At 43.1% G+C, this 12,948-nt stretch carries 12 protein-coding genes; 4 read left to right on the forward strand and 8 right to left on the reverse strand.

Annotated elements, in window-relative coordinates:
- The first annotated feature begins 15 nt into the window (after positions 1-15).
- Complete coding sequence (locus AC5V8P_RS00400) at positions 16-675, forward strand: response regulator transcription factor (protein ID WP_064797121.1); 660 nt, start codon at positions 16-18, stop codon at positions 673-675.
- The gene (locus AC5V8P_RS00405) at positions 666-2,066 is read left to right on the forward strand and encodes a HAMP domain-containing sensor histidine kinase (RefSeq protein WP_064797120.1); all 1,401 of its coding nucleotides are present in this window, start codon (positions 666-668) and stop codon (positions 2,064-2,066) included. Before AC5V8P_RS00400 ends, AC5V8P_RS00405 begins: the two co-directional genes overlap by 10 nt.
- Before the next feature lie 62 nt (positions 2,067-2,128).
- Here the strand turns inward: AC5V8P_RS00405 and AC5V8P_RS00410 are convergent, their stop codons facing one another.
- Complete coding sequence (locus tag AC5V8P_RS00410) at positions 2,129-4,168, reverse strand: fibronectin type III domain-containing protein (RefSeq protein WP_064797119.1); 2,040 nt, start codon at positions 4,166-4,168, stop codon at positions 2,129-2,131.
- 414 nt (positions 4,169-4,582) lie between these two features.
- On the opposite strand from AC5V8P_RS00410, the gene AC5V8P_RS00415 reads away from it, so the two are divergent.
- Positions 4,583-4,912: a DUF3817 domain-containing protein gene (locus tag AC5V8P_RS00415; RefSeq protein WP_063210478.1), complete on the forward strand. Its 330-nt coding sequence runs from the start codon at positions 4,583-4,585 to the stop codon at positions 4,910-4,912.
- A 308-nt stretch (positions 4,913-5,220) separates the two neighbouring features.
- Here the strand turns inward: AC5V8P_RS00415 and AC5V8P_RS00420 are convergent, their stop codons facing one another.
- The gene (locus tag AC5V8P_RS00420; RefSeq protein WP_063210480.1) at positions 5,221-5,472 is read right to left on the reverse strand and encodes a YolD-like family protein; all 252 of its coding nucleotides are present in this window, start codon (positions 5,470-5,472) and stop codon (positions 5,221-5,223) included.
- 190 nt (positions 5,473-5,662) lie between these two features.
- Entirely contained in the window at positions 5,663-6,238 is a 576-nt protein-coding gene (locus AC5V8P_RS00425; RefSeq protein ID WP_063210482.1) for a TetR/AcrR family transcriptional regulator, read from the reverse strand.
- A 136-nt stretch (positions 6,239-6,374) separates the two neighbouring features.
- Between AC5V8P_RS00425 and AC5V8P_RS00430 the strand changes: the two genes are divergently transcribed.
- On the forward strand, positions 6,375-7,838 hold the full coding sequence (locus tag AC5V8P_RS00430) for a DHA2 family efflux MFS transporter permease subunit (RefSeq protein WP_064797188.1): 1,464 nt from the start codon (positions 6,375-6,377) through the stop codon (positions 7,836-7,838).
- Positions 7,839-7,947: 109 nt separating this feature from the next.
- Here the strand turns inward: AC5V8P_RS00430 and katA are convergent, their stop codons facing one another.
- The 5 genes from katA to AC5V8P_RS00455 all read right to left on the reverse strand — a co-directional run bounded on the left by katA (position 7,948) and on the right by AC5V8P_RS00455 (position 12,660).
- Positions 7,948-9,405 (reverse strand): catalase KatA, encoded by a 1,458-nt coding sequence (gene katA / locus AC5V8P_RS00435; RefSeq protein ID WP_064797118.1) that lies wholly within the window; start codon positions 9,403-9,405, stop codon positions 7,948-7,950.
- Positions 9,406-9,695: 290 nt separating this feature from the next.
- On the reverse strand, positions 9,696-10,298 hold the full coding sequence (cysC, locus tag AC5V8P_RS00440; protein WP_063210487.1) for an adenylyl-sulfate kinase: 603 nt from the start codon (positions 10,296-10,298) through the stop codon (positions 9,696-9,698).
- Between the two features lie 38 nt (positions 10,299-10,336).
- The gene (locus AC5V8P_RS00445) at positions 10,337-11,236 is read right to left on the reverse strand and encodes a TIGR02452 family protein (protein ID WP_064797117.1); all 900 of its coding nucleotides are present in this window, start codon (positions 11,234-11,236) and stop codon (positions 10,337-10,339) included.
- Positions 11,233-11,724 (reverse strand): riboflavin biosynthesis intermediates N-glycosidase, encoded by a 492-nt coding sequence (ybiA, locus tag AC5V8P_RS00450; protein ID WP_064797116.1) that lies wholly within the window; start codon positions 11,722-11,724, stop codon positions 11,233-11,235. Before ybiA ends, AC5V8P_RS00445 begins: the two co-directional genes overlap by 4 nt.
- Positions 11,725-11,754: 30 nt before the next feature.
- The gene (locus tag AC5V8P_RS00455) at positions 11,755-12,660 is read right to left on the reverse strand and encodes an NUDIX hydrolase (RefSeq protein ID WP_064797115.1); all 906 of its coding nucleotides are present in this window, start codon (positions 12,658-12,660) and stop codon (positions 11,755-11,757) included.
- Positions 12,661-12,948 lie beyond the last annotated feature (288 nt).

Genomic DNA, 12,948 nt, shown 5'->3' on the forward strand with positions numbered 1-12,948 from the left:
GGAAGTGAACTAAACATGGCAAACTTGTTGGCCGTTGATGATGAACCCGCCGTTTTGGCACTCCTTCAAAATATTTTGCAGAAAGATGGCCATGTTGTCACGGTGGTCTCCGACTCCCCACAGGTTCTCACCATGCAGCTTGGAGCCTTTGACCTCATACTGCTTGACGTGATGATGCCTACCATGGACGGGTACGTACTCTGTCGGGAAATTCGCAGCAAGGTAGACTGTCCCATCCTGTTCCTCACAGCAAAATCCATGGAAAACGATGTGATGTTGGGTCTTGGGGAAGGAGCAGACGATTATATTGTCAAGCCGTTTGGGGCTGGAGAGCTGCGCGCAAGAATCAATGCCCATCTTAGACGGGAGAATCGCGAACGCCGTAATGTATTCTGCATTGGGGAAGTTCATTTCAACCTGTCCGGCAAGGAAATCACTGTTCAAAATGTAGTAGTCCCATTTACCAAAAGTGAATATGAGATATGTAAGTTTCTAGCTTTGAACTGGGGCCAGGTATTCTCTAAAGAACAAATTTACGAAGCCGTCTTTGGCTTTGATGGGGACAGCGATTCCGCTACCATCGTGGAGCATATCAAAAATATCCGGGCCAAGCTTGGCAAAGTAGAGGCTTCCCCAGTGGAGACCGTTTGGGGGATCGGGTACCGATGGAAGTAACCAAAGTACAGCAAGCACGCAAAACAACCAAACTGCGAACCATTTTCTTAGGTTATTTAGTTATGTTTTGTACTGGCACGATTGCACTCGCACTCATCCTGGTCCTCATCTTCTATGTCCTGATGTCTTGTGGGATCATTCTCCCCGCAAACTATGCTGAGAATCAGGTGCATGAGGACAAGACAATCATTGAAGCTGGCAAAACCCTGCAGCCGGATTCTCGGCAGAAACTATATAAATACGCATTATTTACTTCAAAAGGCCGCCTCATTGAGGGAAATCTTTCTGAAAAACAGGCTCAAGCCGCTTGGAATGTGACGCAGCAGAAGGATACTACTTATCAATTTCCCTATAACTATGTAAAAGTCTCACATCATGAAAAAGTTACTGTGATGCGCTATTCAGTCTCGGCTCAGTTTGAACCTCCTATCCTGCGTCAATATCTGCCGAACGCGGAATTGTCCTTTTTTGCCGTGTTCTGCATCGCCTTCCTGGGAGGGGGTGTCTTACTGGCTTCCAACTTCGGACGAAAGCTGACACACAAAATGAATGGATTGCAGCAGGCTACAAAGCAAATTCAAGCGCAGGATCTGGACTTTTCAATTCAGCTCAGTGGCGTGATGGAGATCGATCAGGTCCTCCATTCCATGGATACAATGAAAGAAACATTAAAGACTTCGCTTCAGAAACAATGGAATCTCGAAAGATCACGTCGTGAGCAAATATCCGCCCTGGCACACGATATCAAAACACCGCTTACTATCATTCGCGGAAACGTAGAGCTTCTGACCGAAACCGAGCAATCTGAGGAGCAAAAGAACTATACTGATTATATAGCGGAGAGCAACAGGCAAATGGAGCAGTATATCAAGACGCTTATTGAAATGTCAAAAGCGGAAACAGTGGCCACTCTGCAGACGGAAACAATAAATACTGACTTCTATTTAACGAAGATAAAAGATCAGGTAATGGCTCTGGCTGCTGTCAAAAAAATTTCTGTCGTATTTGCTGCATTTAACCTTCCTAGGACCCTGTATATAGACCCAATTCTGCTTGAGCGGGCCATCATGAATGTTGCTTCTAATGCAGTGGATCAAGCGCCAGAATATAGCGAGATCCGGCTGACTGTGGAGTCTGCGGGAGACTGTATTCATTTCAGCATCGTGGATGAGGGCCCGGGTTTCTCTGCGGAAGGCCTCAAACAAGCAGCCGAGCAATTTTATATGGGCGACTCGTCCAGAAGATTAACTGGACATTACGGTATGGGCTTGTACATAACAAAATCCATTGTGAACCTGCACGGCGGAAAGCTGATCATCACCAACTCCACCGAGACAAGCGGCGGACAGGTATGCATTGAGATACCAATCAGTGTATCACCGACATCATGATAAATTCCTAACAAAAAGAGTTCTAAAGTTATGTACTTTAGAACTCTTTTTTACAGAAGTATTTACTTGGTAATCGTAATCTGTTTGGATGCTGCATTATAGTTCACCTGATAACCCGAAAGCTCGCTGATGACTCTTAATGGAACCAGCGTGTAGCCATTAACAATAACCGGAGCAGTGATGCTCGTCGAATAATTCCGGGAGTTGTTCAATTCATATACAGCAAGGGTTGAATTCTTGACTTGAAGTACTACTTGTTTGCCATCTGTAGGGCGATTCAGAATGATCTTTTTGGTTCCTTTTTCATAGTTTACATCGTAACCCACTCGTTCACTAATAAAACGTAACGGAACCATCGTCACTCCATTTATGACTTTCGGCGCCTGAGCTATCGTTGTAGCCCGGCCGTCTACATAAGCTGTTTTAGCTCCTGGTGTCAGGGTAAAGGACGTTGAATATGAAGCAACTGCATTGTTCGTGTAACTCGTCGTAGTACCGGAAGTAGTGGTAGTAGAGTTTGTTCCGGACGATGAACTGCCGGTGCCTAATGCTCTATTGCGAATAGCCTCTAGTCGGTCCAGCAGATCGCTTTTACGTGTACCGGTTGGCAGATCACTAATCGCATCTCTGGCAGAACGCCAGTCAGACGCATTTAGACTGTTTTCTGCAATCCGCATTAAATCTCTCGCTTTCTCATAGTTTGAGGAACTAGAGGACGAAGAGTAGGAACCATCCGAATTCGTACGCTCAGATATCTTTACACCACTAGATTCCCTTCCATTACTATTTACGGTTATGACCTTAATCTCATACCAGCGTCCTTCTCGTAAATCCGTTATTTTATAGGATTCTGAGGTTGTAGTTCCTTTATAATCACCATCAACATAGATTTTTACCTTCTCTGCTCGACTTGGCATATCGTAGGTAATTTTGATCCAGGTGCCACTTTTGCTATCGACTTCAAGATTGGACACTTCTGACGAATTAGAGGATGTACTGTTCGTTGTGGCGGTCAACTTCACACCGGAGGACAACGCACCTGTGCTTCGCTTGGATTTTATCGTGAACGTGTATGTCTGGCTTGCCGAAAGATTGTTAAATGTATAGGATGATCCTGTTGAATCAGTTACCAGTTGCCCATCCTTATATAGACTAACCGTACTAATTCCGCTAGGTTTTGTCCAGGAAACAGTAACGCTATAGTTGTTTACTGATGTCACTGAAGCACCTGTTACCTCGGGCACGATATCGGTAGAGACTGAAGACGTTGTAACCGGAATACTAACTCCTTGAGATATGTTTCCGAATTTGTCTATCGTTTTGACCATTACAGTGTAGGCTGTAGCAGCATTCAAGACATTAAACGTGTAAGACGTGCCTGTGGTTTTCTGAATTTCTGTACCATTTAAATAAATAATCGCTTGGCTTAAGTCAGCATCCTTAGGCAGTATGTAATTGATGGTAAACCCATTATATCCTATATTTGTCGCTGTCAGCCCGCTTACTTCTCCTGGGGGTGTCTTATCCACAGGGGCATCAGTGGAAGCTGTTTTAACCTGTACTGTCGTACCTAGAGATTCGTTGCCGCTCTTATTCACTGTCTTTACTCGAAAGGTATATGTCGTATTCGGCTGTAAACCACTCATCATATAAGAGTTACTTCGAATGTTATCAACATATACATCGTTAGTGACATTAACCACTTTTACGTGGTCAAAATTGATGTCCGATGGATTAGTCCAGGACAAATTTACTTTTGTTGTTTCTGTAGGAATCGCTGTCAGATTGCTTACATCTGCTGGCGCAATATTCGCAGTAACCAATTGGGTCGACATTAATTTCATCACTTGGTTAATATTAGGCTTCTGACCGGTTAATGTAGTCAATTTCGTACTAGAAGTGATCGGTATTTGGCGTCCTTGAACGGTCGCTAATTTGGTATGTGATTGTGGTATGTTCAAACCTGTCAGATTTGAGTTATGCCTTTCAGTCGGCAACGCGCTAGCCACTGCATCGGGTCCCAAAATGCCATACCCCGTATTCAAAATCAGCGTAGCCGTTGCGAACGGAGCCATCCATTGACGCAAACGTTTTTTATTCATGTTTTATGCTCTCCTTGATACCAGTATTGAAATTTTATGTTGTCAAAATAAATAAGTAAACTCACAAACCCTTCTGCTGTAATCCAGCTTTTAAAATAAATACCATAACGTACAGACGTTCATTTAACTGTTATCGGAATTTCTATACAAAATGTTTAGACCTAACACCTGCATTCTTTACTAATCGGGTACATGCTAACATCTAAACTGCCATATACACAGAGTCTTTTAAGCTTGGCTAACTAAACATTTTTCTTACACTAAACCATACAAACCAAACGTTGTTACCCTAGTATTAGAGGAAATATTAAAAGCTAGCTGTAAATATTCGATATATCGTAACTTTCTACCGTTCAATAGCATTACATCATAGGATATATTAAATTTTAAGTAATGAAAAAAGGAGATGTACCTATGTTCAAAAATGCTTTTAAGACGTTTGGGTTCATTGGCAATGTTGAAGCGATTTCTTATCTGCTACTTGTATGTATTGCCATGCCACTTAAGTACGCAGCTGGAATGCCGCAGATGGTAAGCTGGGTGGGAATGATCCATGGGGTGCTGTTTGTGGCTTATGTAGTTGCAATTGTAGTCATGCTGATTTTACGTAAAATTACGCTGCTGCAAGGCCTTACAGCCTTGATTGCCTCGCTGTTGCCGTTTGGCCCCTTCATTTTTGATCGTAAGGTGCTTAAGAAAGCCGAAGCACGTGCCAGTCATACCAGCCCGATCAAGGCTACATAAACAGATACGAGGCCCAGACAGACGCATCAATGCGACGCTCTTTCACCACTTATACTGCAAAATATAAAAAAACAACCGAGTGGTTCACAGCCATCGGTTGTTTTTTTATGCACAAATAAATAATTTTTAGTTATTAACATTTTTCCAGACACTCATAATAGTCATTAGACGGATCATCCTGGTTATTACGTTTGAGATATCCTGCTATAGCTAAATAAGCAAAAAGTCCGTAAAAATACCGATTGTAAGGGAGACGTCAAACTTTGACATTCATTCTATCCCTTTCTGCTATATTTATGTAATCACAACTAATCTCTCGGGTAATTTACACTCATGATATCCATAAAAGGAACTTTATCCGTTTCTCCATTACTCTCTACATGAACCTTGCCTGTTCTCGGGTCCATTTTAACGATTTGTCCGCGGGTTGTTTCTTCGCGTCCCCATACAGTCAATACAACTTCGGATTGCTCTTGTTGTGCTTCTACAAGCTGATTCCCGATTTCCTCCAGTACAAATTCATCCCGAGTAGGCCGTTTGGGTACCTTCGCTTTTGCCACTTGCTATCACTCTTCCTTTCGTGCAAAATCAAATTCATTCCATTTTACCATACTTTTCATCATTTGGTACTGGTAATGTGAGTAAAATTATGTCCCAAGATGCACCAAAAAGCCGAGTTTTCAAAAATGAAAACATCGACTTTCTAAAGTCACTTGCTGGTGGCTCATTAGGGTGCTTGAAAACAGGAAGCTAAAATGATTTGACCAACTGTGGAATGTAATCCACGATATTGTAAATAGGAGCGCTGCTCTGTTGTGTAACGGCTAAAATTAATGCCCCTTCGAGCATCGAAATGATTAGTACCGCTAGACTGTGCGCCTTCTCCTCGTCCAAGCCCGATTCCTGAAGACGCTCCATATAGATGTGCTGCCAATCTGTAAACGTATTCACACAGGCATGACGTAGTGATTCACTAATACAGGAAGTTTCCGCAGCAGCCCAGAAGCTAATCGGCATGAAGCTGTCAAAGCCAAGACGGTCTGCCTCTTCAGCTGTATGACGAATAAAATTCTGAATGGCTAGTACAGGATTTTCGTTTCCGTTCAATGTCTGCTTCAATTTTTGCTTAATAAACTCATTCCCTCTTTTTATGCACTCCAAAGCCAGCTCTTCTTTACCCTGTGGAAAATAATAATAAAGTGATCCCTTCGGTGATCCACTCTCCGCAAGAATCTGATTCAGTCCGGTCGCATGATACCCCTGGTGAAAAAAGAGTCTCGACGCCGTTTGTACGATATTCTCATATGATTCGGGTTTAGCAGCCATATACAGCATCCTTCATTATATAATATTTAAACATTTACTTTGACAAAAAAATAATAGCATGTTTATTATATATAGACCGATCGCTATAATTCAATACCCATTAATTTATTGGAGGAACAAAAATAACATGAGTACAATGAGTCAAACAAGTTCACCCTCTGAACCCAAAACGTTCAAGGTGCTACCTATTATGATCGCCCTGCTCCTTAGTGGCTTTATTGGAATGTTCAGTGAAACGGCACTTAACATTGCGTTGAATGATTTAATGCAGATTTTGCACATTACCACAGCAACAGCTCAATGGCTGACTACCGCTTATCTGCTGACACTTGGTATTTTAGTGCCTGTATCGGGACTGCTGCTTCAAACCTTTACGACAAGACAGTTGTTTGTGGCATCGTTGCTATTCTCAATAGCTGGTTGTCTCGTCGCGGCCCTTGCCCCTACCTTTTCGGTGTTATTGATTGCACGCATTTTGCAGGCTATGGGTACAGCGCTGTTATTGCCATTGATGTTTAACACGATTTTAATTATCTTCCCAGCTGAAAAGAGAGGCGCGGCTATGGGAATCATCGGACTGGTTATTATGTTTGCACCTGCGGTAGGGCCTACCATTGCTGGACTGGTACTGCAAAATTTATCTTGGCACTGGATCTTCTGGATCTCCCTGCCGTTCCTGGTTCTCTCTCTGATCTGTGGTATTTTATTTATGCAGAATGTCTCAGAACCGACCAAGCCCAAGATTGATCTTTTATCTATTGTTCTGTCTTCCATTGGCTTTGGCGGTGTCGTGTTTGGTTTCAGTAAATCCGGTGAAGGTGGCGAAGGCTGGACCAGCCTGATTGTTTTGCTTCCTGTAATCGTCGGTGTGGTATCGCTCATTCTGTTCTCTGTACGACAGTTGAAAATGAAAGCACCTATGCTGAATTTGCGTGTGTTTAAATATCCAATGTTTGTGATCGGCGTTATCATGGTGTTCTTATGTATGATGACGATCCTTTCTACGATGCTGATTCTTCCACTCTTTTTGCAAAAAGGGCTGGCCTTGTCCGCTCTAACAGCAGGTTTGGTGCTTCTGCCAGGTGGGATTATCAACGGTCTCTTGTCGCCTGTTATGGGCTCCTTATTCGATAAATTCGGTCCCAAATGGCTTGTGATTCCAGGACTTGTGATCGTGGCGGCTGTGTTGTTTTTCCTGTCCGGCATTACAACGACATCCACGCTTATACTGATTATTGTGCTGCATAGCTGCTTGATGATCGGTATTTCCATGATTATGATGCCAGCTCAAACGAACGGTCTCAACCAGCTTCCTATGGATTTATACCCAGATGGAACGGCTATTATGAGTACGCTCCAGCAAGTGGCCGGTGCAATCGGTACTGCCGTAGCGGTAAGTATTCTCTCCAAAGGCATGGACAGCTATTTGAGCCAATCCAGCATGCCTCAGTCCGTAAATGAAATGGCCAATGCCATGGTAATCGGATCTCAGCATTCATTTTTCTTTGCGATGATCATCAGTGTGGTCGGTCTGATCCTTGCGTTTTTCATTCGCAGAGTTCATGTTGAACATGGCACTGCCAAAGCACCGATGCATTAATTCATAAAGATATGTCATCCCAAATTACAAATATCTGAATAAAACCAAAAGGCTGCTAACCATTTTATTAATGGTTAAGCAGCCTTTTGGTTTAAGCTAGCAAATAAATCTATTCGCCTTGCGGAACTGTCAAGCCCAGACCTTCAGATACACGGCGTCCGTATTCAGGATCCGCTTTATAGAAATGACCGATCTGACGCAGTTTGATTTCATCACTTTCTACGGGCTTCATCGCATATACGATGTTACGAACCAGACGTGAGCGCTCTTCTTCACTGAGCAAGCGGTACAGATCACCTGGCTGTGTATAGTGATCGTTATGATCGTAGGCTACACTTTGTGCCTCGCCAGCCACCTCAAATGGAGCGATTTTGTGAGCTGGTGTTTCTTTCGGTCCACCGAGACTATTCGGCTCGTAATAGACAGATCCCCCACCATTACCGTCACTGCGCAATGCGCCGTCGCGTTGATAGTTGTGTACTTCTGCATGCGGACGGTTGATCGGCAACGAATTATGATTTGCACCTACACGGTAGCGATGCGCATCGCCGTAGGCAAACAGGCGTCCTTGCAGCATCTTATCTGGGGATGCCTCAATACCAGGAACAAATGAACCCGGCGAGAATGTCGCCTGCTCTACCTCAGCAAAGTAGTTTTCAGGATTGCGATTCAGCACCATACGCCCTACCTCAATCAGCGGGTAATCCTTTTGAGACCATACTTTGGTCACATCGAACGGATCAAAACGGTACGTATTTGCGTCTTCTAAAGGCATAATCTGCACATAAAGTTTCCATGCCGGGAAATCACCCTTTTTAATCGCATTAAACAAATCTTCTATATGATAATCCGGGTTTTCACCGGCAATTTTCGCAGCTAAATCTACATCGAGATTTTGTATGCCTTGCTCTGTTTTAAAATGATATTTCACCCATACAGCCTGCCCCTCAGCATTTACCCACTTGAACGTGTGGCTGCCGAAACCATGCATATGTCTCAGTGTAGCGGGAATACCGCGGTCAGACATCAGGATACTTACCTGATGCAGCGATTCAGGAGACAAGGACCAGAAATCCCAGACCGCATTCGGGTTTTTCAGATGTGTTTGGGGATGACGTTTTTGCGTATGAATAAAGTCAGGAAATTTAATGGCATCCCGAATAAAGAAAACAGGCGTATTATTGCCCACGAGATCATAGTTTCCTTCTTCTGTATAAAATTTCACCGCAAAACCACGTGGATCACGTACAGTATCAGATGAACCTAGCTCACCGGCTACAGTAGAAAAACGGATAAACATCGGAGTACGCTTGCCTACTTCAGACAAAAAACTTGCTTTTGTATATGAAGACAAATCATTAGTGACTTCAAAATATCCGTGTGCCCCCGCACCTTTGGCATGAACAACGCGTTCAGGCACACGCTCCCGGTTAAAATGCGCCAATTTTTCTAGCAGATGCACATCCTGAATTAGTACAGGCCCCCGTGAGCCTGCTGTAATCGAATTCTGATTATCTCCAACAGGAGCGCCCCAGCTTGTAGTCAGGTTCGTTGGTTGGTTACTCATAATTGAAATCACCTCTTGATTGAATTGGTAGACCATATGCCTTTCACTATAAATTGCACACAAACAAAAATCAATACTTTTTTATAATGATTATAATTTAGGATTTAGAATTAGTTTAAATCGAAAAACAAAAAAGCAAGCCCAATATGGCTTGCCGTAGTAACAGTGCTGTAATTATTTACAAATAAAATCACTTCAATTTTTACGTTCTATAATGATTTTATTGATCACTTCTTCAGGTTTGACTATAAAGACTTTCAGATAATATTCATCTGGATTTCATCATAAAATCATAATAGCAGCTGCTTTCTATCGAGAAAATCCAGAATATCCTGTACCGACTGATTCACCTCCCGGTCTTCAGTCGATACGATTAAATCAGGTTCCAGTGGCGCTTCATATGGAGCATCAATCCCCGTGAAATGTTGAATTTCCCCGGCTCGTGCTTTTTTGTACATTCCTTTTGGATCACGTCGCTCACATTCCTCCAGACTGCACTGTATATAAATCTCGTAGCAGCCTTCCTGTTGTAAAATATCCTTTACCATTTCACGATCCTCACGATATGGCGAAATGGTAGCGCAAATCGTTAGAATACCCGCATGGGCCATCAGCTTGGACACTTCCGCAATGCGACGAATATTTTCTTTGCGGTCAGCAGGCAGGAAACCCAAATTGCGATTTAAACCATGCCGAATATTATCCCCATCTAAAATAAATGTACGTATACCTCGTGCATATAACGCTTTTTCGAGAGTAGAGGATACCGTTGACTTTCCCGAGCCGGACAGCCCCGTAAACCAAAGCACCGGGCTTTTATGTCCGTTCAGAAGCTGCCGAGCTTGCTTATCAACTTCTGATACATGCCAAGTAATATTGGAAGATGGCTTCATTCAGCACTCTCCTATTTTATTTTAATTGGTCTCTAGTATCAGGATAAAGTATTTTTAAAACTGTTTAAAGTACGTTGCTCTGCTTTGTGGTCTAATACGGCAAAGACAATCCGCTCAAACAGCAGTCCATATCCTTCAGCTACAAGCACTTGCTTAAACCAATCTGCAACCTCTTCCGGCTTATTACGAAATACCCCGCAGCCATAAGCACCAAGCACAAGATGTTGTACACTGTTTTGCATCGCCATTCCCAATATGTAACGAATGCGTTCCAACATGACTTCTCCAATCCGGTGCACTTGCTCTGGCTCACGCTCACGCACAATTCCAGCGTTCACAGCTGGCGCGGTCAGGAAATCGACTAGGTACGGATTTTCCAGCAATGCTCCCTGATCATCACGAAAAACAGGAACCTGCGGAGAATAAACCATATAATCTGAATAAAAACAGCTGCGCAGCTTCCGATTATGTTGGTACATTTCCTCCATTTGTGAAATACACGGATATAGCGCTGATGAACGAGCCAAGCTTTCCTCTTGAGCCTGACTGCCTCCAAGGAATCCGCCCCCTGGGTTTTTAGCTGATGCAAAATTTAAACATGCTACATATCCCCGCTTCTCCTCAACCAGGAGTCTATGTGCGGCCTGCAACGTACTTTCTCCCGTAACTTCCATCTTTCCAATGATCGTCTGTTCGCCTACATGGGAGGAAGCACCCCATATACTTTTTATTTTTTGCTCTGCCTCTTGCTTTATAGCCACCAGTTGAGTAGGCTTATATAATTTCGAGCCTGTGACCGCATTCTCTACCTCTTTTGCTATATTTACTTGTACCTGTTTGGTATTCGTATAATGCCCATTCTCCAAAATGGACAGTGTTTCATGCGCCATATGCGACCTGGTATCCCGATTACTTCGGGAAGTCATTGTATTTTTCATGACGAAGAGTCCTCCTTTTGCAATAAATCCTCACGTAAATTCGTTAATATTTCCCCCAGCCAGTTCGTACCACGCCATAGCTTACGATGCTGTATACGTGCATCATTTTCTGCTAAGCCTACCCCCCAAATGGTGTCCGTCGGACTAGCCTCAACCAGGGTAGTTCCTTTCGTTTTAAGCAAGTGCTTGAGCAAATTCACATTTTGGGTGAACTTGGCATAATTTCCGTCATACACGAATTGCCGGCAATTTGCTTCCCACAAGGATTGGTTAAAACCGCGCACACTGCGGCCACGGGCCTTTTGTTCCCTTGGGGTAGGGGCTTGCATAATTTTCAGGGCAGCCTCTTCATCCCCAAAAAGCTGTGCTTTTTTTAGCATCATATATTGCTCGGCACAGTTAAACTCCAATCCATCCACAACAAATTCACAAGGGTACCATTGCGAAAAGGGCGAATGACTGCGATAAAAAAATGTAAACTTTTCCATAAAAAATCCCCATTTCTTCTTCCTTTAATACTATATAAAGCGTGACCGTGGTTTAAATCGGTATAACTTGGACGGACGATGTCCGGCTGCCTTCCTATACTCATTGGTTTCTTCCACGAGATCTGCTATTTTACGACGAAAAGCTGCGGCTAACAGCTCCTTACCTAAAATAATTTCATACACCTGCTGAAGCTCACTCAGTGTAAATAGAGCTGGCATCAGGTGAAACGCGATATCTGTATATTCAATTTTGCTGCGCAGACGCTCAATACCGTACGCGATAATTTTGGCATGATCAAAAGCAATTCCCTGTGACTCCAGCACTTCTCGCTTCATTTCTATGGTTTTTCCCTTAAGAATTTCAGTTACTTTCACTTTGGCTGTTAGAAGGATATCCCCATGCTTCAATGTAATGTTAATGTTCTGCTCCCATGTGTAACCTTTCGGTTGATTCGTCCGCGTCTCCTGAGCCACAGTGTAATCCAGTTCAAACCATTGAGCATCTGCTGCATCATCCCCTGCCTGTACCTCCAAGGATTCATGATCGACTAGCGCCATGTAAGCACAGCTGATTACCCGCATACGCGGATCACGTGCCACATCTCCCCAAGTATACAGCTGCTCCATATAAATCTGATCCACATTGGTTTCGGTTTTAAGCTCGCGTCGCGCAGCTTCTTCTAGGCTTTCATTCATACCCACAAAACCGCCAGGCAACGCCCATTGCCCTATAAAAGGGTGCTCTCCTCTTTGGATCAATAGGAGTTGAAGTGTTTTCTCCGGCAGCTTGCGGTAATTCTGCTGGATCTGATCCATTACAGTAAATAGCAGCATATCTACCGTTACGGACGGACGCTCATATTGATTCGCATCATAAAGGGCCAAAAATTGTTCTTCCGTCAAGCCACTGTGATTGTGTTTCATCCCATCTGTCACTTGTGTCACCTACCTGCTTCTATTTGGGGCATTATCGCTTTTGGTTCAAAAGCAACGAATGCTTTATATAATTTTTATTTTTATTCAATTGATAAAAACAAAATGATAATATCAATACATTAATACATAATCAATGCTTCGTCAATAGGGTGAATAGACCTATTTCAGATCAATTGATAGTACTATTAGACTGTTTAGTGAATTTTACTTGTTGCTTATTGTCATATCATGTATGATGTTCTGGACAATATAGGAAACACAACATACTAAACACGTAAGGAGAAGATC

The sequence above is a fragment of the Paenibacillus sp. N119s genome, assembly GCF_059447605.1.